Annotated in this window: 20 protein-coding genes; 12 read left to right on the forward strand and 8 right to left on the reverse strand. The window is 71.1% G+C overall.

The features are described from left to right. The 6 genes from B4E97_RS00890 to mnhG form a co-directional block, all read left to right on the forward strand. The coding region (locus tag B4E97_RS00890) for an MnhB domain-containing protein (RefSeq protein ID WP_286958314.1) at positions 1-474 on the forward strand (474 nt) is incomplete at its 5' end. Then, positions 471-941 carry a Na(+)/H(+) antiporter subunit C gene (locus B4E97_RS00895; protein WP_239263517.1) on the forward strand — a complete coding sequence of 157 codons (471 nt, stop codon included), beginning with the start codon at positions 471-473 and terminating at the stop codon, positions 939-941. The genes B4E97_RS00890 and B4E97_RS00895, both read left to right, overlap by 4 nt. Continuing rightward, positions 938-2,524, forward strand: a complete 1,587-nt coding sequence (locus B4E97_RS00900) for a Na+/H+ antiporter subunit D (RefSeq protein ID WP_286958315.1) — start codon at positions 938-940, stop codon at positions 2,522-2,524. Before B4E97_RS00895 ends, B4E97_RS00900 begins: the two co-directional genes overlap by 4 nt. Beyond that, entirely contained in the window at positions 2,521-3,063 is a 543-nt protein-coding gene (locus tag B4E97_RS00905; RefSeq protein WP_286956156.1) for a Na+/H+ antiporter subunit E, read from the forward strand. The genes B4E97_RS00900 and B4E97_RS00905 overlap by 4 nt, the downstream gene beginning before the upstream one ends. Further along, positions 3,060-3,428 carry a monovalent cation/H+ antiporter complex subunit F gene (locus B4E97_RS00910; RefSeq protein WP_019286067.1) on the forward strand — a complete coding sequence of 123 codons (369 nt, stop codon included), beginning with the start codon at positions 3,060-3,062 and terminating at the stop codon, positions 3,426-3,428. Before B4E97_RS00905 ends, B4E97_RS00910 begins: the two co-directional genes overlap by 4 nt. Then, positions 3,425-3,757, forward strand: a complete 333-nt coding sequence (gene mnhG, locus B4E97_RS00915; protein ID WP_019286066.1) for a monovalent cation/H(+) antiporter subunit G — start codon at positions 3,425-3,427, stop codon at positions 3,755-3,757. Before B4E97_RS00910 ends, mnhG begins: the two co-directional genes overlap by 4 nt. Before the next feature lie 42 nt (positions 3,758-3,799). Here the strand turns inward: mnhG and B4E97_RS00920 are convergent, their stop codons facing one another. Then, positions 3,800-5,500, reverse strand: coding sequence for a formate--tetrahydrofolate ligase (locus B4E97_RS00920; RefSeq protein WP_286958317.1), 1,701 nt, complete (start codon positions 5,498-5,500; stop codon positions 3,800-3,802). Positions 5,501-5,561: 61 nt separating this feature from the next. Beyond that, a complete protein-coding gene (locus tag B4E97_RS00925; RefSeq protein WP_286958318.1) occupies positions 5,562-6,464 on the reverse strand; it encodes a class I SAM-dependent methyltransferase in 903 nt (300 codons plus the stop codon). Between the two features lie 152 nt (positions 6,465-6,616). Here B4E97_RS00925 and rpsA point away from each other — a divergent pair, with 152 nt between their 5' ends. Both rpsA and coaE read left to right on the forward strand, forming a co-directional pair. Next, the gene (rpsA, locus tag B4E97_RS00930) at positions 6,617-8,131 is read left to right on the forward strand and encodes a 30S ribosomal protein S1 (protein WP_019286063.1); all 1,515 of its coding nucleotides are present in this window, start codon (positions 6,617-6,619) and stop codon (positions 8,129-8,131) included. Between the two features lie 212 nt (positions 8,132-8,343). Next, the gene (gene coaE / locus B4E97_RS00935) at positions 8,344-9,534 is read left to right on the forward strand and encodes a dephospho-CoA kinase (RefSeq protein ID WP_286958319.1); all 1,191 of its coding nucleotides are present in this window, start codon (positions 8,344-8,346) and stop codon (positions 9,532-9,534) included. A 36-nt stretch (positions 9,535-9,570) separates the two neighbouring features. Here coaE and B4E97_RS00940 read toward each other — a convergent pair whose 3' ends face one another. Next, positions 9,571-10,656, reverse strand: a complete 1,086-nt coding sequence (locus B4E97_RS00940) for an acyltransferase family protein (protein WP_286958320.1) — start codon at positions 10,654-10,656, stop codon at positions 9,571-9,573. Positions 10,657-10,804: 148 nt separating this feature from the next. After that, complete coding sequence (locus B4E97_RS00945; RefSeq protein ID WP_286956139.1) at positions 10,805-11,731, reverse strand: siderophore-interacting protein; 927 nt, start codon at positions 11,729-11,731, stop codon at positions 10,805-10,807. 123 nt (positions 11,732-11,854) lie between these two features. Here B4E97_RS00945 and uvrB point away from each other — a divergent pair, with 123 nt between their 5' ends. The 3 genes from uvrB (at position 11,855) to B4E97_RS00960 (ending at position 15,578) form a co-directional block, all read left to right on the forward strand. Beyond that, the gene (gene uvrB, locus B4E97_RS00950; protein WP_019286059.1) at positions 11,855-13,966 is read left to right on the forward strand and encodes an excinuclease ABC subunit UvrB; all 2,112 of its coding nucleotides are present in this window, start codon (positions 11,855-11,857) and stop codon (positions 13,964-13,966) included. Further along, the gene (locus B4E97_RS00955) at positions 13,963-14,385 is read left to right on the forward strand and encodes an MmcQ/YjbR family DNA-binding protein (protein WP_286956137.1); all 423 of its coding nucleotides are present in this window, start codon (positions 13,963-13,965) and stop codon (positions 14,383-14,385) included. The genes uvrB and B4E97_RS00955 overlap by 4 nt, the downstream gene beginning before the upstream one ends. A 203-nt stretch (positions 14,386-14,588) precedes the next feature. Further along, positions 14,589-15,578, forward strand: a complete 990-nt coding sequence (locus B4E97_RS00960) for a TerC family protein (RefSeq protein ID WP_029210484.1) — start codon at positions 14,589-14,591, stop codon at positions 15,576-15,578. A gap of 28 nt (positions 15,579-15,606) precedes the next feature. Here the strand turns inward: B4E97_RS00960 and B4E97_RS00965 are convergent, their stop codons facing one another. Beyond that, complete coding sequence (locus tag B4E97_RS00965; RefSeq protein ID WP_029210485.1) at positions 15,607-16,479, reverse strand: EamA family transporter; 873 nt, start codon at positions 16,477-16,479, stop codon at positions 15,607-15,609. Beyond that, complete coding sequence (locus B4E97_RS00970; protein WP_205621802.1) at positions 16,476-17,153, reverse strand: C40 family peptidase; 678 nt, start codon at positions 17,151-17,153, stop codon at positions 16,476-16,478. Before B4E97_RS00970 ends, B4E97_RS00965 begins: the two co-directional genes overlap by 4 nt. Positions 17,154-17,171: 18 nt before the next feature. Here B4E97_RS00970 and B4E97_RS00975 point away from each other — a divergent pair, with 18 nt between their 5' ends. Beyond that, positions 17,172-17,999, forward strand: a complete 828-nt coding sequence (locus B4E97_RS00975; protein WP_019286054.1) for a serine hydrolase — start codon at positions 17,172-17,174, stop codon at positions 17,997-17,999. Here the strand turns inward: B4E97_RS00975 and B4E97_RS00980 are convergent. Then, complete coding sequence (locus B4E97_RS00980) at positions 17,974-19,191, reverse strand: glycine C-acetyltransferase (protein WP_286958325.1); 1,218 nt, start codon at positions 19,189-19,191, stop codon at positions 17,974-17,976. The genes B4E97_RS00975 and B4E97_RS00980 overlap by 26 nt on opposite strands. A gap of 81 nt (positions 19,192-19,272) precedes the next feature. Next, on the reverse strand, positions 19,273-20,331 hold the full coding sequence (gene tdh / locus B4E97_RS00985) for an L-threonine 3-dehydrogenase (RefSeq protein ID WP_286958326.1): 1,059 nt from the start codon (positions 20,329-20,331) through the stop codon (positions 19,273-19,275). Between the last annotated feature and the right edge of the window lie 157 nt (positions 20,332-20,488).

Below are 20,488 nucleotides of genomic sequence, written 5' to 3' on the forward strand. Positions count from 1 at the left end.
GCCGTGCCCGCCGGGGAGCGCCCCGAGGACCCCTCGCTGATCTTCGCCGTCATCCCCCGCCTCATCTTCCCCGCCATCATGGTGTGGTCCCTCTACCTGCTCTTCGCCGGGCACAACAACCCCGGGGGCGGCTTCGCGGCGGGGCTCGTGGCCGGCCTGGCCCTCACCGTGCGCTATCTCGCCGGCGGCCGGGTGGAGCTGCGGGCCGCCCTCCCACTCATGCCGGGTGCGCTGCTCGGGACCGGGCTGTTCCTGTCCGCCGGCTTCGGCCTGGTCTCCATGCTGGTCGGTGGTGACGTCCTGCAGAGCTGGGACGCGGACGTGGAGCTGCCCCTCGTCGGGCACCTGCACCTCGTGTCCTCGGTCTTCTTCGACCTCGGGGTCTACCTCGTCGTGATCGGTCTGATGCTCGACATCCTCCGGTCCCTGGGCGCCGCGCTGGACCGGCAGATCAGCGAGAGGTCGGACGCATGACCGTCAACCTGACCCTGGTGGTCCTCGCCGGGGTGCTCTTCGGCTCGGGCGTGGTCCTCGTCATGGCGCGCAGCATCGTGCGAGCCCTGCTCGGCGTGCTGCTCATGGGCAACGGCGTCAACGTCGTGTTCCTGATCGCCTCCGGCGCGCCCGGCCGCGCACCCATCGTCAGCAAGTCCTCCGCCGAGGGCGTGGTCGTCGGCGCGGACGGCATCTCCGACCCCCTCCCGCAGGCGATGGTGCTCACCGCCATCGTGATCACGCTGGCGGTGACGGCCTACTGCCTCGCGCTCGCGCACCGGTCCTGGCAGCTGTCGTCCAGCGACAACGTCGAGGACGACCCCGAGGACGCCCGGATCGGTCACCTGGCTGACACCGACCAGGTTCCCGACACCGACTACGCGGACACCACCGACCCGCACGCCCTCGCCGACACGGCGACCGACGACCAGGGAGGCGACCGATGATCGACCCAGGTCTGCTCGTGCCGCTGCCCGTGGTGCTGCCCCTCGTCGGTGCCGGGCTGACGGTCGTGGCGTCGGGACGCCAGGCGATCCAGCGCCTCGTGAGCACCGTCGTCCTCACGACGTCCGTGATCGTGTCGGCCGTCCTGCTCTGGGGGGCCCACACCCGCGGCACCCTCGTCGTCCATGCCGGGGGCTGGTCGCCGGCCGACGGCATCGTCCTCGTGGTGGACCGGCTGTCGGGGCTGATGCTGCTCGTGTCCTCGACCGTGACGCTGGCGGTGATGCTCTACTCCATCGGCCAGGGCCGCGCCTCGGACGACAGCGAGCACGACGGGGGAGCGCCCCTGCCGATCTTCCACCCCACCATGCTCGTCCTCTCGGCCGGCGTCTCGACGACCTTCCTGTCCGGGGACCTGTTCCACCTCTACGTCGGCTTCGAGATGCTGCTGTTCGCGAGCTTCGTGCTGCTCACGCTGGGTGGCACCGCCTCCCGGGTCCGGGCGGGCGCCAACTACGTCGTGGTCAACCTGCTGTCGTCACTGCTGTTCCTGGTCGCGATCGCGCTCGTCTACGCCGCCACGGGGACGGTCAACCTCGCGGAGCTCGCCGGTCGGCTGGACGCCCTCCCGCCGGGTCAGCAGGGCCTGCTGCACGGCATGCTGCTCCTCGGCTTCTGCATCAAGGCCGCGGTGTTCCCCATGTCGGGCTGGCTCCCCGACTCCTATCCCACCGCGCCCGCGCCCGTCACCGCCGTGTTCGCCGGACTGCTGACCAAGGTGGGGGTCTACGCGATGATCCGCACCCAGACGCTGCTGTTCCCCGACGGTCGGCTGGACGCCCTGCTGATGTGGGCCGGCCTGCTGACCATGCTCGTCGGCATCCTGGGCGCCGTCGCCCAGGACGACATCAAGCGACTGATCTCCTTCACCCTGGTGTCGCACATCGGCTACCTCGTCTTCGGCATCGCCGTCGGCAACGAGGCGGGGCTGTCGTCGGCGATCTTCTACACCGCCCACCACATCACCATCCAGACCGCGTTGTTCCTGGTGACGGGCCTGATCGAGGCCTGCGGCGGGTCCACCTCGCTCAGCCACCTCGGGGGGCTGGGGCGGCTCGCCCCCGGGCTAGCCCTGCTGTTCTTCGTCCCCGCGATGAACCTCGCCGGCATCCCGCCGTTCTCGGGCTTCCTCGGCAAGGTCGGCCTCATCCAGGCCGGGGTCGCCTCCGGCACGTGGCTCGCCTACCTGCTCGTCGCCGGGTCCGTGATCACCAGCCTGCTCACGCTGTACGCCATCAGCCGGGTGTGGGGCCGTGTCTTCTGGAGGTCGCCCCGTGCCGCCGTCCCCGACGACGACGGGGGTGACGACGACGTGCTCGTCGTCACCGGGGACGACGCGGCCCAGGTCGTCGCCGAGCGACGCCTGGCGCTCGGCACGGTGCTGCCGACCACGCTGCTCGTCGCGGTGAGCGTCGCCATCACCGTCGCGGCCGGGCCGCTCTACGAGATCACCGACGCCGCAGCGGGCCAGCTCGGCGACCGCTCCGGCTACACGACCGCCGTGCTGCAGGGGGTGCCTCGATGAGCAACCGCGTGCGTCTCACCCCGACCGTCGGGCTCGCCGTCGTCTGGGTCCTGCTGTGGGGCAACTTCTCCTGGGGCAATATCCTCGCGGGACTCCTGGTCGCCCTCGTGGTGCAGGTCTTGTTCCCCCTGCCGCACGTGATGTCCGGCGTCCGGGTGCACCCCTGGGGACTGCTCGTCCTGCTCGGCACCTTCCTCAAGGACCTGGTCACGGCCAGCGCCGCGGTGGCCTGGCTCGCCGTGCGGCCGCGGCCCATCGGCCCCGGCACCGTCATCGAGGTGCAGCTCACGGTGGAGGACGACCTGCTGCGCACCGTCGTCGCGGAGCTCACGTCGCTGGTCCCCGGCACGGTCGTGATCGACCTCGACCCCTCCACGGGCGTGCTCACCATGCACGTCCTGGACCGCACCGACCCCGCGGACCTGCAGGCCGAGCGTCTCCGGGTCGCAGCGCTGGAGGACCGGGTGCGCCGTGCCCTCGGCAAGGACACGGGTCAGCCGGAGCGGCATACCCACGAGCACGAGAAGGCCGACCGATGACCGTGCTGGTCTGGGCGATCGTCGCCATGCTCCTGGCCGCGGCGCTGCTCGTGCTGTGGCGCATGGTGACCGGCCCGACGGTGCTCAACCGCACCCTCGCGAGCGACGTGCTCGTGGCGGTGATCATCTGCGCGCTGGGGGCGGAGGCGGTCGTGCGCGACCACTCGACGACGCTGCCCGTCCTCGTGTCGCTGTCGCTGGTCGGCTTCGTGGCGACCGTCGCGGTGTCGCGCTTCGTCGCCGGGGACTCGGACCTGGGGCTGCGCCAGGCCGGGCAGCCCGGGTCGGACGTGCCCGAGCCCACCGAGGTCAGCGGCTTCGACGAGGACCGGGGCGTGGTCGACGACGACGGGGGCAACCGATGAGCTGGACCTCCGTCGCCGACCTCGCCGCGCTCGTCTGCCTGGCCCTCGGCTCGTTCCTGTGCCTGTGCGCCGCGATCGGTCTCGTCCGCTTCCCCGACCTGCTCTCGCGCATGCACGCGGCGACCAAGCCGCAGACCCTGGGGATCCTGCTGGTGCTGCTCGGCGTGGGCATCGGACGGCACTCGCCCCTCGACATCGGCATGCTGCTGCTCGTCGCGATCTTCCAGATGGCCAGCGCGCCCGTGTCCTCCCACCTGCTCAGCCGCGCCGCGATCCGCACCGGCCAGGTGCCGGGCGTCCGGGACGACGAGAGGGTCGACCGGCCGTAGCCGATCGACCCCCGTCTGCTGGCCCGACCCCGGGTCAGCGTCTCAGAACAGCCCGACCGTGTTGCCGCCCTCGTCGATGTCGATGCGCATGGCGGCCGGCGACCTCGACAGGCCCGGCATCGTCATCATCGACCCGCAGATGGCATAGACGTAGCCGGCTCCCGCGGCCAGGCGGACCTCGCGCACCGGCAGGGTCCAGCCGCGCGGCGCACCCTTGAGGGCCGGGTCGTGGGACAGAGACATCTGGGTCTTGGCGATGAGCACGGGCAGGTGGCCGTAGCCCTGGTCGGTGTACATCGCCAGCGCGTTGGCCGCGGCCGGCTCCAGGGAGATCCCGTTGGCGCCATACACCTTGGTCGCGACCTTGCGGATCTTGACCTCGAGGGAGTCCTCGAAGTCGTAGGTCGGGGTGAAGTGCACCTCGTCGTCGCACGCCTCCACCACGGTGCGGGCGAGCTCCTCGGCGCCGGCGCCACCGTCCTTGACGTGGGTCGACACGGCGCAGCGCGCCCCCATCTCCTCGGCCACGCGCCGGATCACCTCGTGCTCGGACGGGTGGTCCGTCGGGAAGGCGTTGATGGCCACCACCGGCTGCACGCCGAAGTCCTGGATGATCTGGATGTGCTTGCGCAGGTTGTCGCACCCGGCCTCGACGTCCTGCGGGCTCTCGAGCAGCATGCCCTCGGGCAGCGGCTTGCCGGCCTTGACCTCGAAGCGGCCGGAGTGGGACTTGAGCGCCCGCACGGTCGCGACCAGGACCGCCGCCTGAGGCGTGAGCCCGGCCGCGCGGCACTTGACGTTGAAGAAGCGCTCGGCGCCCATGTCGGCCGCGAAGCCCGCCTCGGTGAGCAGGATGTCGCCGGCCTTGATGCCGACGCGGTCGGCGATGATCGAGGAGTTGCCGATCGCGATGTTGCCGAACGGGCCGGCGTGGATGAACGCCGGCGTGTGCTCCAGCGTCTGCATCAGGTTGGGCTTCAGGGCGTCCTTGAGCAGGACGCACATCGCGCCGGCGCAGCCGATCTGCTCGGCGGTGACGGGCTTCTTGTCCTTGGTGAAGCCGACGACGATGCGGCCGAGGCGCTCCCGCAGGTCCCGCAGCGAGGTGGCCAGGGCGAGGATGACCATGACCTCGGACGCCGCGGTGATGTCGAAGCCCGCCTGACGGGTCACGCCGTCGGTCTTGGCGCCGCAGCCCTCGATGATGTTGCGCAGCGAGCGGTCGTTCATGTCCATGACCCGACGCCACTGGATGTCGTCGAGGCCGAGCTCGTTGCCGAAGTGCAGGTGGTTGGACACCATCGCCGCCAGCAGGTTGTGCGCCGCCGTCACCGCGTGGAAGTCGCCGGTGAGGTGCAGGTTGAGCATCTCCATCGGGACGATCTGGCTGTAGCCACCGCCCGCCGCGCCACCCTTGACGCCGAAGACGGGCCCGAGCGAGGGCTGGCGCAGGGCGAGGACGGGCTTGCGGCCGATGCGGGCCAGGCCCTGGGCCAGGCCGACGGCGGTCGTCGTCTTGCCCTCGCCCAGCGGGGTCGGGGTGATGGCGGTGACGACGACGTACCTGGCGTCGGGGAGGTCGGCCAGCTCGTCGATGACCTCGAGCTCGACCTTGGCGACGTGCCGCCCGTAGGGGATGAGGTACTTCTCGTCGATGCCGACGGTGGCGGCGACCTCGGGGAGGGGGGCGAGATCAGCGGATCGCGCGATCTCGATGTCTGAGGGAAACGGCTTTGTATCCACGAGGCGAGTATGCCGGACGTCCTCCGGCGTCCCGACGGTGGGGCCGGACGTCCTCCCGTCCTCACCCCGTGCGGGGCGGACGCTTGCAGACGTAGATCGCCGTCCCCGGCACGAGCCTTCCCCGCAGCGGGCTCCACCCGCCCCAGGTCTCCTCGTGGTCCTCGGGCCACTCCGGCTCGACGAGGTCGACGAGCCGCAGGCCCGCGGCGGTGATCTCGCGGACGCGATCGCCGAGGGTGCGGTGGTGCTCGACGTAGAGCGCCCGTCCCTGGTCGTCCTCCTCGACGTACGGCGAGCGGTCGAAGTAGGAGCTCGTGACGGTCAGGCCCGCCTCTCCCGGCACGTCGGGCAGGGCCCAGCGGATCGGGTGGGTGGTGGAGAAGACGAACCGCCCGCCGGGGCGCAGGACGCGGGCGGCCTCGCGCATCACCGCGGCGGAGTCGGCCACGAAGGGCACCGCGCCGTAGGCGGTCATCACGAGGTCGAAGCTCTCCTGCGCGAACGGCAGGGCCGCCGCGTCGCAGGCGAGCAGGGGGAGCCGGGGGTGCTGGGGGTGCTGGGGGAGCGGGTGAGCAGGGGAGGCCGACGGCTGTCCCGCCCGTATGCCGTCCGCCCGCCCCTCGTCGATCCGGCGTCCCTGCGCGAGCATCCCCGTCGACAGGTCCGTCGAGACGACCACCGCCCCCTGGGCCGCCAGCCACCGTCCGCCCTGGGCGGCGCCACCACCGATCTCCAGGACGCGGAGCCCGGGGAGGCGGTCCGCCGGCGCCAGGATCCGAGCCGTCTCCTCGCGCAGCCCCTCCGGACCCCAGACGAGGTCGGCGTCGCCCAGGAACGCGCCGTGCTCGGCGTAGTAGTCCACCGCCTCGGCGTCCCACCAGCCCTTGTTGGCGCGCGCCGACTCGGCCTGGTCGGTGCCGCGCCGCGTGACGGCGGCGAAGGAGCCGCGCTCGGCGGTCGTCATACAGCCTCCTGCTTTGACCCGTGCGTGACAGGACCGTTAGGGTGGACGAGCACGTTCGTGCGCGGACTCGACCCGACGAGGTCGGCGAGACCCCACGGCGGGCATGCACGATCCCACCTATTCAACCTGTCCACCATCGGAGTTCCTACTACATGACTGCCAGCCCGGTCGAAAAGACCGCCCCTCAGGTCGCGATCAACGACATCGGATCTGAGGAGGACTTCCTCGCCGCGATCGACGAGACCATCAAGTACTTCAACGACGGAGACATCGTCGACGGTGTCATCGTCAAGGTCGACCGGGACGAGGTCCTGCTCGACATCGGTTACAAGACCGAGGGTGTCATCCCGAGCCGCGAGCTCTCCATCAAGCACGACGTCGACCCGTCCGAGGTCGTTTCCGTGGGTGACGAGGTCGAGGCCCTGGTCCTCCAGAAGGAGGACAAGGAGGGTCGTCTGATCCTGTCCAAGAAGCGCGCCCAGTACGAGCGCGCCTGGGGCACGGTGGAGAAGGTCAAGGAGGAGGACGGCGTCGTCACCGGCACCGTCATCGAGGTCGTCAAGGGCGGCCTCATCCTCGACATCGGTCTGCGCGGCTTCCTGCCCGCCTCCCTCGTCGAGATGCGTCGTGTGCGCGACCTCCAGCCGTACGTCGGCAAGGAGATCGAGGCCAAGATCATCGAGCTCGACAAGAACCGCAACAACGTGGTCCTGTCGCGCCGCGCGTGGCTGGAGCAGACCCAGTCCGAGGTCCGCACCACCTTCCTCAAGGAGCTCGGCAAGGGCCAGGTCAGGTCCGGCGTCGTGTCCTCGATCGTCAACTTCGGTGCGTTCGTGGACCTCGGTGGCGTCGACGGTCTCGTCCACGTCTCCGAGCTGTCCTGGAAGCACATCGACCACCCGTCCGAGGTCGTCGAGGTGGGCCAGGAGGTCACCGTCGAGGTGCTCGACGTGGACATGGACCGCGAGCGTGTCTCCCTGTCGCTGAAGGCGACGCAGGAGGACCCGTGGCAACACTTCGCCCGCACCCACGCCATCGGCCAGGTCGTGCCGGGCAAGGTCACCAAGCTCGTACCGTTCGGTGCGTTCGTGCGCGTCGAGGAGGGCATCGAGGGTCTGGTCCACATCTCCGAGCTGGCCGAGCGCCACGTGGAGCTGCCGGAGCAGGTCGTCAACGTGGGCGACGACATCTTCGTCCGCGTCATCGACATCGACCTGGAGCGTCGCCGCATCTCGCTGTCGCTCAAGCAGGCCAACGACGCGTCCGTCGTCTCCGACGACTTCGACCCGACGCAGTACGGCATGGCCGCCGAGTACGACGAGCAGGGGAACTACAAGTATCCCGAGGGCTTCGACCCCGAGACCAACGAGTGGCTCGAGGGCTTCGAGACCCAGCGCGAGAAGTGGGAGAAGCAGTACGCCGAGGCCCACTCGCTGTGGGAGGCCCACAAGACGCAGGTCGAGGAGGCCGCCAAGGCCGACGCCGAGGCAGCCGCCAACCCGGAGGCCGCGACGTCCTACTCCTCCGGTGGCAGCGCCACCGAGAGCGTGTCGACGTCCTCGTCGTCCTCCTCGTCGTCGTCGTCCTCCTCCTCGTCCAACGAGGGCACCCTCGCCTCCGACGAGGCGCTGGCCGCTCTCCGCGAGAAGCTCACCGGCTCCAACTGAGCCCACTGACCAGGCGCTCACGGCCTGATCACGTCGACGGCCCCGTCCACCCCTGCTGTGGGCGGGGCCTCGTCGTGCCCGCCCTGGTGAGTGCCTCTGGCAGCCCCGGTGCGTCGCCTGGTGCCTCGCCCGGTGGGTCGCCTGCTGCGTCGCCCGGTGCGTCGTCAGGGCCCCGGCGGGTGCCCGGGCCCCGGCGCGAGTAGCCTCGGTGCATGGTTCGCATCGGTCTGACAGGTGGCATCGGGTCCGGCAAGTCGACCGTGTCGCGTCGTCTCGGCGAGCTGGGGGCGGTGGTCGTGGACGCCGACCAGCTGGCGCGCGAGGTCCTGGCTCCCGGCTCGGAGGGTTTGCAGGCCGTCCAGGAGAGGTTCGGCGACGGCGTCGTCGGTCCCGACGGTGCGCTCGACCGCGGGGCGCTCGGTGGCATCGTCTTCGCCGACGAGCGGTCCCGCCGAGACCTCGAGGCCATCACGCACCCGTTGATCGCGCGGCGGACCGCGCAGCTCATGGCCGAGGCGGGGGAGGACGCCATCGTCGTGCACGACGTCCCCCTGCTGGTCGAGAAGCACATGGGACCGGCCTACCACCTCGTCGTCGTGGTGGAGGCCGACCACGACTCGCGGGTCCGCCGGCTCGAGGGACGCGGCCTCAGCGAGCAGGACGCGCGGGCCCGCATGGAGCACCAGGCGACCGACGAGCAGCGGCGCGCGGCCGCGGACGTGCTGATCGACAACAACGGCACGGCCGAGGACCTCGTCGCCGAGGTGGACCGGGTCTGGCACGAGCGGTTGAGACCGTATGCCGACAACGTGCGCACCCGCACGCGCGCCCGCCGGCCCGACGTCCCCACCCTGGTCGCCTACGACGAGACCTGGCCCCAGCAGGCCGACCGCCTCATCGCCCGGATCAGTGCCGCGATGGGGACCCGCGCCCCGGAGATCGAGCACATCGGGTCCACCGCGGTGCCCGGGCTGGCCGGCAAGGACGTCATCGACCTGCAGATCGGCGTGCCGGACCTGCACGACGCCGACGACCCGGAGTTCGTCCGCACCCTCGAGGACCTCGGGTTCCCGCGGTCCAAGGACAACACGATGGACAACGTCAAGGACGAGCTGCCGGACCCCTCGCTGTGGGTCAAGCGCTTCCACGGATCCTGCGACCCGGGCCGGATCGTCCACGTGCACGTGCGCGAGACGGAGGGTGCGGGTTGGCAGTACGCCCTGCTCTACCGCGACTGGCTGCGGTCCGACGCGGACGCCCGCGCGGACTACCTGACCGAGAAGCGACGGCTGGCCGGAACCTGCGCCACGACCACGGAGTATGCCGAGGCCAAGGAGCCGTGGTTCAACCACATCTGGCCGCGCATGCAGTCCTGGGCCCGCCGGACCGGCTGGCACTCCTGATCGGCAGCGAGCCGGTCGGCAGGCTCCTTGGGAGGCTCAGGCGGTGGCCGGCCGGGGGCGTCGTCCGAACGCCAGCCAGCCGCCCCAGCGGGTGCGCCCCACCGTGCGCTCCGCGACGACCGGGACGGCGATGGCGACGGCGATCCCGAGGACGAAGAGCAGCGACGTCGACGTGAGCCCGAGCTTGGTCAGCACGATGCGGCTGCCCGCGGCCCCGAGGACGTGCCACAGGTAGATGCCATAGCTGTAGGCCCCGAGGCGAGCGAGCGTCGAGGCGTGCAGCCGGCCGCGGACGAGGTAGACGAGCAGCAGGGCGCAGAGCCCGGTGGCCAGGCCGTGCAGCCGCACGACGGCGGAGGGCAGGCCCTCGGCGAGGCCGAGCGCGCCCGTGACCAGCAGGAGGGTGGTGACGGCGGCGAGCGCCCCGACGCGCGGAGCCGTCGTCCTGAGGCCGAAGCGCTGCAGGCCCGCGCCGACGAGGAAGAAGGGCCACAGCCAGGTGGCCTGGTTGATGGCGAAGACGTTGCCCTGGGCCGGGACCTGGACGAGCGCCGCCAGGGCGAACGCGCCGGCGACCAGGCACGCGTGGGACCGGGCGGTCCACCGCGGGGCATGGGCGTCGAGGAGGGCGGTGAGGCTGAAGATCACCATGGCGGCCAACAGGAACCACAGGTGCTGGTAGCCGAAGAGGACCAGCTGCACGAGAGAGTCCGGGCCGGGCTTCTCGTTGGTGGCCGGGACCGCCGCCTGGACGGCCATGGTGGTGAGCCCGACGAAGAGCAGAGGGACGAGCAGGCGATCGACCTTGCGGCGCAGGAAGCCGGGCACCGCGTCGGCCCCACGGACCGGCCGCAGGGCGTAGACGTAGCCGGACAGCAGCGTGAAGAACGGCATCCGGATGTCGTCGAGCAGCAGGTAGGCGGACCGCCAGAGCGAGTCGTCGGCGACCTGGAGCCCACGGCCCCCGTCGTCGCCGATGACGTGGCCGGCGACCATGAGGATGACCGCGAGGCCGCGCAGCGACTGCACCGAGAGGTCGGCGCGTGGGCGCGGCGCGGCGGGCGTCGCGGGGGCGGGCGTGGGCCGGGCGGGCAGGGTCGCACAGAGGGAGGTCGCAGGCACGGGTCGTCGGAACCTTCGGGTCGGGGTCGGGGCAACGGCGCATGCGGCTTCGGATGCCAAACCACCCTAACCGGGATGATTGCCGTATCCGAACGCGTCCGTTGCGTCGCGATGAAGGGGCAGGGACGGGTTGCCCCGTCCCGCCGACTCAGCTCTCGGGGCGGCCCAGGCTCCAGTAGCCCATGAAGGCGACCCGGTCCCGCGGCCAGCCTCGCTCGCCCACCAGGTGCCGGCGCAGCCGCCGGATGAGGCCGCTCTCCCCGGCGAGCCAGGCGTAGTGGTCCGCGCTGGCGTGCTGCGGCTCGTCCCACAGGATCTCCTCCGGGCCGGTGGAGAGCGCCTCCCGCCGAGCCACCTCGGACTCCTCCAGCGGGCTCCAGGCCGTATGCCGGACCGCCTCCTCCAGCGCCTCCCCGTGCGGGCGGGCGCCCCTGGGGAGGACGGAGACGGTGACGCCGGGGGGCGCGTCCAGGGCGAGGTCGCCGTCACTGCTGGCGGTGCTGTCGCTGGTGGAGATGTCGCTGTCGCTGCTCGGCACCTCCAGGAGCACCTCGCCCGTCACGTGGTCACCGAGGCTCTCGAGGATGGAGGCGATGGCGGGCAGCGCCGTCTCGTCGCCGGCGAGCAGGACCTGCGTCGCCCGGCCGGGGTGCCAGGCGATGCCGCAGCGGTCGGCGCCGGGGGCTCCCGCCACGGGGCACACGGCCACCAGGGGATCGCCTGGTCGCGCCGTCGTGGCCCAGCGGCCGGCGGGCCCGGGGTGGTCGTGGAGGACCAGGTCGACGACGAGGGCGCGGTCCTGCGGGCGGACGGCCCGGGCGGTGTAGGTGCGCACCGCAGGTCGAGCGTCGTCGGGCAGCGCGCGCCAGGCGTCGTACCACCTCGCGTCCCTCGGGAGGTCCTGCAGCGTGTCCCCCTCGGCGCGGGGGAGGACGAGCTTGATCCGGCGGTCCAGCGTGGTCGGGTGGACGCGATCCAGGTCGGGTCCCGTGAGCACGACCCGCCGCAGGTAGGGGGTGAGGTCCTCGACGGACTCGACCACGACGTCGCGGGGCAGGTAGAGGTCGGCAGCCACGGGGCGACCCTAGCACCGAGTAGGCAAGGCTTGCCTAACCCGGCGCGACCGACTGGGTCGAGCGAGGGCGGCGGGTCGCATCGGCGAGGGGGTATGTCGGACCCGAGCCCTAGGCTGGGTCGCATGCGACCGACGACCGACCTCCAGCGCAGCGTGGCCCCCTTCCACGTGGTCTCCGACTTCTCCCCGTCCGGCGACCAGCCGACGGCGATCGCCGAGCTGACCCGGCGGATCAACGCGGGGGAGCAGGACGTCGTGCTGCTGGGCGCCACCGGCACCGGCAAGTCCGCGACGACCGCCTGGCTCATCGAGCAGGTGCAGCGACCGACGCTGGTCATGGCGCCCAACAAGACCCTGGCGGCCCAGCTGGCCAACGAGTTCCGGGAGCTGCTGCCGGACAACGCGGTCGAGTACTTCGTCAGCTACTACGACTACTACCAGCCCGAGGCGTACATCGCTCAGACGGACACCTACATCGAGAAGGACTCGTCGATCAACGACGAGGTCGAGCGGCTCCGGCACAGCGCCACCAACTCGCTGCTCACGCGGCGGGACACGGTCGTGGTCGCGTCCGTGTCGTGCATCTACGGCCTCGGCACCCCGCAGGAGTACGTCGACCGGATGGTCCGCCTCAAGGTCGGCCAGGAGATCGAGCGGGACGAGCTGCTGCGCCGCTTCGTGACCATGCAGTACGCCCGCAACGACCTGTCGTTCACGCGCGGTACCTTCCGGGTCCGGGGCGACACGGTCGAGATCATCCCGCAGTACGAAGAGCTGGCCATCCGCATCGAGTTCTTCGGCGACGAGGTCGAGCGGCTCTACACCCTGCACCCCCTCACCGGCGAGGTCGTGCGCGAGGAGGAGGAGATGTACGTCTTCCCCGCGACGCACTACGTGGCCGGCGAGGAGCGCATGGAGCGCGCGATCGGCGGCATCGAGCGTGAGCTGGAGGCCCAGCTGTCCACCTTCGAGCAGCAGGGCAAGCTGCTGGAGGCGCAGCGGCTGCGCATGCGCACCACCTACGACATCGAGATGATGCGCCAGGTGGGCTCCTGCTCGGGCATCGAGAACTACTCGATGCACATCGACGGACGCTCGCCGGGGTCGGCGCCCAACACCCTCCTCGACTACTTCCCCGAGGACTTCCTCCTCGTGATCGACGAGTCGCACGTGACCGTGCCGCAGATCGGCGCGATGTTCGAGGGGGACATGTCCCGCAAGCGCCAGCTGGTCGACCACGGCTTCCGCCTGCCGAGCGCGATGGACAACCGCCCGCTCAAGTGGGAGGAGTTCCTCGAGCGGATCGGGCAGACGGTCTACCTGTCGGCGACCCCGGGGCCCTACGAGCTGGCCAAGGGCGACGGCGCCGTGGAGCAGATCATCCGCCCCACCGGTCTGATCGACCCCGAGATCGTCCTCAAGCCCACCAAGGGCCAGATCGACGACCTGCTGCACGAGATCGGGGAGCGCACGGCCAAGGACGAACGCGTGCTGGTCACGACCCTCACCAAGAAGATGGCCGAGGACCTGACCGACTACCTCCTCGAGAAGGGCGTGCGGGTCCGCTACCTGCACTCCGAGGTCGACACCCTGCGCCGCGTCGAGCTGCTCCGCGAGCTGCGCATGGGGGAGTACGACGTGCTGGTGGGCATCAACCTGCTGCGCGAGGGCCTGGACCTGCCGGAGGTGTCGCTCGTCAGCATCCTGGACGCCGACAAGGAGGGCTTCCTGCGGTCTGCCCGGTCCCTGATCCAGACGATCGGTCGTGCCGCCCGCAACGTCTCCGGACAGGTGCACATGTATGCCGACACGATCACCCCCTCGATGGAGGAGGCGATCGGCGAGACCAACCGTCGCCGCGAGAAGCAGGTCGCCTACAACCGGGAGCACGGCATCGACCCCCAGCCGCTGCGCAAGCGGATCGCCGACATCACGGACCTCATCGCCAAGGAGGAGGCCGACACCGAGGCGCTCCTCGGCAGCGGGCGCGGTCAGTCGCGGGCCAAGGGCAAGGGCCGCGGCGCCGTCGCGGGTGCTGCCGCCGGCGACAAGGGCGCGCTGCTCCAGCAGGCCCAGTCCATGCCCGCGGCCGAGCTCGCCGAGCTCATCCAGGAGATCACCCAGCAGATGCACCAGGCCGCCGCAGAGCTGCACTTCGAGCTCGCGGCCCGGTTGCGCGACGAGCTCGGGGACCTCAAGAAGGAGCTGCGCCAGATGACGGAGGCCACCAAGTGACCGGGGACGAGTCCCGGCGGCGCGAGGCCGACGCGGGCGACGAGGGCGTGGACGAGGAGCCGGGCACGTCGGAGGGTGGCGATGGCGCGGGGCTGATCGGCTACTGCCTCGCCAAGCCCGGCGCCTGGCGTGACGAGCCGTGGGAGGGCGACGTCGTGGCCAAGGTCGGCGACAAGATCTTCGCCTTCATGGGCGCGGGCGACGCCGTCGGCCTCAAGCTGGGGCGCAACCGCGACGAGGCCGACGAGTGGCTGCGGCGCTACCCGCAGGACGCCTCGGTCTCGGCCTACATCGGCCGTCACGGGTGGAACGTCCTGCGCGTGGGCGCGGGGATCCCGGCGGACGAGATCCGCGAAGCGATCGACGAGTCCTACGACCGCGTGGTGTCCGCGCTGCCGAGGAGCAGACGGCCGGCCTGAGCGGGCACGGCGCGAGGAACACCCGTGACTGTGAAAGAATCACGCGATCGACCACGGAGGGGAGTATCCCCAACGCGGTGGCCTCGTCAGCACGGACCTGGGCGGACACGTCGTTCCAGGGGCCCGGGGCACCGGTCCGCCTCGGGCGGGAGAGACCTCCGACGAACGGCCTCCCCCTCCCCACCGAAAGGCCTCGTCCAACCGTGAACATCCCCACCTGGGTCTGGATCGCCTCCGTCGGCGTCACCGTCCTCTTCCTGGTCTTCGACGTCATCCACATGGCCCGCAACCCGCACACGCCGACCATGAAGGAGTGCCTGCGCCACCTGGCCTTCTTCGTCGGCTCGGCGATCGTCTTCGGCATCGGGGTGTGGTCCTTCGCCGGCGCCGACTACGGCCTGCAGTTCTTCGCCGGGTGGTTGACCGAGTACTCCCTCTCGATCGACAACCTCTTCATCTTCCTGATCATCATGAGCAAGTTCGCGGTGCCGGAGAAGCTCCAGCAGACCGCCCTGATGATCGGCATCATGATCGCGCTGGTCCTGCGCGGCATCTTCATCGCCGTCGGAGCCACGCTCATCAACCAGTTCGCCTGGATCTTCTACCTCTTCGGTGCCTTCCTCATCTACACCGCCGTCAAGCTGGCCTTCGAGGGTGAGAGCGACGACGACGAGTACGAGGAGAACGCCTTCACGAAGTGGGTGACCCGTCGCTTCCCCGCCACCTCCGAGTGGCACGGCCCCAAGATGTTCGCGCACGTCGACGGCAAGAAGGTCATCACGCCGATGTTCCTGGTGATCCTCGCGCTGGGCACCACGGACCTGCTGTTCGCCCTCGACTCGATCCCGGCGATCTTCGGCCTCACCAAGGAGCCCTTCCTGGTGCTGATGGCCAACATCTTCGCGCTGATGGGTCTGCGACAGCTCTACTTCCTCATCGGTGGCCTGCTCAAGCGGCTCGTCTACCTCGGGCTCGGCCTGGCGGTCCTGCTGGCCTTCATCGGCGTCAAGCTGATCCTGCACGCCATGCACGAGAACACCCTCCCGTTCATCAACGGCGGCCACCACATCGAGTGGGCCCCCGAGATCCCGATCGGTGTCTCCCTGGGTGCGATCGTGCTGATCCTCGGGGTCACGACGGTCGCGAGCCTGTGGAAGTCCAAGAAGGACGAGAAGGCCGGTCTCGAGCACTGACCGGTCGACGGGCTCCTCGGGCCCCGGGTCAGCCGATGTCGGCGGCCCGGGGCCTGCTCGTGCCCATGACGATCGCGCTCGCGACGACCACGAGCGTCATGCCCACCAGCTGGAGGCCGTCGAGGGTCTGGTGCAGCACCAGGAACCCGGCGAGCGCGGCGGTGGCCGGCTCGAGCGACAGGAGCACCCCGAACACCCGGGCGTCCAGGTGACGAAGCGCGAGCAGCTCGAAGGAGTAGGGGATCACGCTCGACAGCAGGGCGATGCCGACGCCGGCGGCGACGATCGTCGCCGTCACCCGCGAGAGGTCCACGGTCGCGACACCGACCGGGATGACGAGCACGGAGGCCACGACCATCGCGAGCGTCAATCCCTCCAGCTGCTCGAAGTGCCGGCCCACCCGTTGGCTGCAGACGATGTAGGCCGCCCAGAACGCTCCGGCGGACGCCGCGAACGCGATCCCGACGTGGTCCAGCTCCGCCCACGGCACGGTGAGGGCACCGGAGATCAGGGCCACCCCACCCAGCGCGGCCAGGACGGCCACCGAGTCCGTCCAGCGCCGTGACAGCGCCGCGGACAGCGCCAGCGGACCGACGAACTCGATGGTGACCGCGACGCCGATGGGGAGGCGCTCGAGGGAGGCGTAGAAGGTGGAGTTCATCAGCGCCAGGCTCACGCCGAACGCGAGGACGGCCCACCAGGCCCGTCGGCTGTGGCCACGAAGCCGGGGGCGGGCGACGACCAGCAGGATCAGGACGGCGAGGCCGAGTCGCAGGGCCACGGTGGCGATGGGCCCGATCACCGGCACCAGCAGGGCGGCCAGGGCGCCGCCGAACTGCACGGAGACGATGGCGGCGAGCACGAGGAGCAGGGGAGTGCTGCGGCGGGTGGGGGTCGTCATACGGCAGCCTCCAGGCGTCCGACGGCGGTGAGGGTCGCGCGGCGGTCGTCGTCGAGCCCTTCCTCCACGACCACGGCGCCGCGCTGAGGTGCGTGCAGCATGACGCCGGGGCGCACGACCAGGCCGACGTGGTGCGCCGGCTCGTCCGCCCGCGCGAAGAAGTAGAGGTCACCGGCAGTCTCCGCCCCGAGGGCCACGGGCGTCGTGACGGCCTGCTGGTCGTGGGCGTCGCGGGGGACCACGACGCCGAGGCTGCGGGCGGCCAGGTGGACCAGGCCGGAGCAGTCCAGCGCACCGGGGGAGGTCCCACCCCAGACGTATGCCGTGCCCAGGTGCGCCCGGGCCTCCTCCAGGAGGGCCTCGCCGCTCCAGGGGATCGCGGGCCTCGGGGGCTGCGGCAGGACCAGGACCGGGTCCGGCGCGACGTCGGCGACCCGCACCCAGCCGGGATAACCACGAGGGTCGAGGCTGCTGGGCTGCCAGGGCGCCACGACGTGAGCCCAGCCGGCGTCCCGCCCCGTCACGAGGACGGGCTCGGCACGGACGACCTGGGTGGCTCGGGCTGAGTCCTGCTCGTCCAGGTCGGCCTGGTCGGCGTACTCGTCCAGGTCGGCCTGCTGCGGACGGGTCCAGACGTCGGCCACGTCGGTGCGGACGAGGTGGAGTGCGGTCACCCGCGTCATACTGCCTGCATGCAGCCGATCGACGCGAGCCAGACCCTCCAGCGCGACCTCAAGGACATCGTCCGTCACGCCCCCGGGAGGCTGAGCATCCAGGTGGTCGGCCCGGCGGGGGTCGTCGCCGGCTGGGACTCCGACCGCGAGGTGCCGGCCGCCAGCCTGGTCAAGGTGCTCGTGCTGGTGGCGACGCTGCGCGAGGTCGAGGCGGGCCGGCTGAGCCTCGACCAGACCCTCGAGATCCCCGAGGCGCGCGTGGGCGGGGCGGGGGCGCTCAGCCTCCTGCCGTCGGTGGCCGAGCTGTCGGTGGTCGAGCTGCTGCGCCTCATGGTGACGCTGTCCGACAACGACGCGGCCAACCTGCTGCTGCGGCTGCTGGGGCACGACCGGGTCACCCGGTGCGGTGTGGAGCTCGGGCTCCGGCACACCCACGTCCGGCGTGACCTGATGGACGACGGATCGGCCAGGGAGGGCCGGGACAACACGACGACGGCGACCGATCAGGCGGGGCTGCTAGCGGTCCTGCGATCCGGCGAGGCGCTCGGGGAGCAGCAGACCCGGCTGGCGCTCGCCCTGCTGTCGGAGCAGCAGCACGCCTACGGCGTGACCGCGCTGCTGCCCGACGGGGTGGTGCGCGGGTCCAAGCCCGGAGACCTGCCGGGCGTCCGCCACGACGTCGCCCTGATCGAGGCCGGTGGGGCCTGGGCCGCGGTGGCGGTGACAGCCACGGGGATGTACGACGAGCGCTACGGGCAGGACTACTCGGTGAGCGTGCTGCCGGCGCTGGCCGCCGTCGGCGAGGCCGTGCTCGGCTGGCTCACCCCTGCGGAGCAGCCGGCCTGACGCCGATCTCCTCGCGGGCCGCGACGAAGGCCTCGACGCAGGAGCGCACGTCGTCCTCCGAGTGCGCCGCCGACAGCTGCACCCGGATGCGGGCGCGTCCCTGCGGCACCACCGGATAGCTGAACGGGATGACGTAGACACCTCGCTCGAGCATGGCGTCCGCCACCTGGCCCGCCTCGCGGGCGCCGTCCTCGCCGGGGAACATCACGGGGATGATGGCGTGCTCGCCCGGCAGCAGCTCGAAGCCCGCCTCCGTCATCAGCCGGCGGAAGAGCTCGGCGTTGCGCTGCAGCACCTTGCGGGGCTCGGCGGAGTCGCGGGCGATCTCGAGGGCCTTGAGCGACCCCGCCACGACCGAGGGCGCCACGGCGTTGGAGAAGAGGTAGGGGCGCGACCGCTGGCGCAGGAGGTCGACGATCTCCTGGTGCGCGCTGATGTAGCCGCCCGAGGCACCGCCGAGGGCCTTGCCGAGGGTGCCCGACAGGATGTCGACCCGGTCCATCACGCCGAAGTGCTCGGGGGTGCCACGACCGCCGTCGCCCACGAAGCCGACGGCGTGCGAGTCGTCGACCATGACCATCGCCCCGAACTCCTCGGCCAGGTCGCAGATGTCGCGCAGGGGGGCGAGGTAGCCGTCCATGGAGAACACGCCGTCGGTGACGACGACGACCCGCCGCGCATCCTGGTCGCGGGCGGTCTCCAGCTGGGTGCGCAGGTCGGCCATGTCGGCGTTCTTGTAGCGGAACCGACGGGCCTTGGACAGGCGGATGCCGTCGATGAGGGAGGCGTGGTTGAGCTCGTCGCTGATGATGGCGTCCTCGGCGCCGAAGAGCACCTCGAACACACCGCCGTTGGCGTCGAAGCACGAGCTGTAGAGGATCGTGTCCTCCGTCCCCAGGAAGTCGGACAGCGCGGCCTCCAGGTCCTTGTGCTGGCTCTGGGTGCCGCAGATGAACCGGACGCTGGCCATCCCGAAGCCCCACTCGCGCAACGCCTCCGCGGCGGCCCGCTCCACCTCGGGGTGGTCGGCCAGGCCCAGGTAGTTGTTGGCGCAGAAGTTGAGGGCCTCCGCGCGGTTGGTGGTGACGTGCGCCGACTGGGGGCTGGTCAGCTGCCGCTCGGACTTCCACAGACCCGCGTCCTTGATCTCCTGCAGGGTGGTGGCGAGCTCGTCCTTCGTCGTTCCGTACATCGGGTCTCCTTGGGTGCGTGAGGGATCGGGCAGCAGCTCGGGTCGGGGGCGGGTCCGGCCGGGACGGACGGCGCGCGAGGGTCAGTCGGCGATCTCGAGGACGACTTTGCCGCACTCGCCCGAGCGGGCCGCCGCCCAGGCCTCGGGCCACTGCTCGAGCCCGACGCGGTGGGTGATGACCGACCGCACGGCGTCGCGCAGGGCGGCGCTCGTCTGCAGCATGAAGGTCATGTGGTACCACGTCTCGAACATCTCGCGGCCGTAGATGCCCTTGATCGTGAGCATGTGCGTGATCACGGTGCCCCAGTCGACGGGGAAGCCCTCCTTGGGCAGGCCCAGCATCGAGATCTTGGCGCCGAAGTTGCAGTTGTCGATCATGGCCTTCATCGCGGCGGGGGCGCCGGACATCTCCATGCCGAGGTCGAAGCCCTCGGTCATGCCGAGCTCGCGCTGCACGTCGCTCAGGGACTCGCGACCGACGTTGACCACCCGCGTCGCGCCGGCACCGGAGGCCAGGCCGAGGCGGAAGTCGCTGAGGTCGGTCACCACGACGTGGCGGGCGCCGGCGTGCCGGGCGATCGCCGCGGCCATCACCCCGATGGGTCCGGCGCCGGTGATGAGCACGTCCTCCCCGACCATGGGGAACTGCAGGGCCGTGTGCGTGGCGTTGCCGAAGGGGTCGAACAGCGCACCCAGCTCGGGGTCGATGTCGTCGGGCTGCACCCAGACGTTGGCGGCAGGGACGACCACGTGGTCGGCGAACGCCCCGTCGCGGTTGACGCCGATGCTGCTGGTGTGGAGGCACATGTGTCGCCGCCCGGCGCGGCAGTTGCGGCACATCCCGCACACGACGTGGCCCTCGACCGAGCAGCGCTGGCCGACCTGGAGGTTGCCCGACCCGTGGGCCGTCACGACGTCGTCGGCGATGTCGACGATCTCGCCGTAGAACTCGTGCCCCAGGGTCATGGGTGGGCGGACCATCGACGCCGCCCAGTCGTCCCACTGCTCGAGGTGCAGGTCGGTGCCGCACAGACCGGCCCGCAGGACCCTGATCTTGACCTCGCCCGGACCGACCTGGGGCTCGGGGACCTCTCTCAGCTCGAGACCGGGACCGGCGTGGGGCTTGACGAGCGCGCGCATGAGGACACTTCCTTGAGAGATTCTCCGTCGAACACCGAGGACGGCGCCAAATCTAACGGCTGGGCCGGGCAGGTCCCACTGCGGGGTGGGGCCGGTCGGCCGTCACCAGCGGCGGGCGCGCCACTCGTCGAGGTTGGGACGCTCCGCGCCCAGGGTG

Origin of the sequence: Arsenicicoccus sp. UBA7492 (assembly GCF_002479615.1) — a bacterium.
GTDB classification, from domain to species: domain Bacteria; phylum Actinomycetota; class Actinomycetes; order Actinomycetales; family Dermatophilaceae; genus Arsenicicoccus; species Arsenicicoccus bolidensis.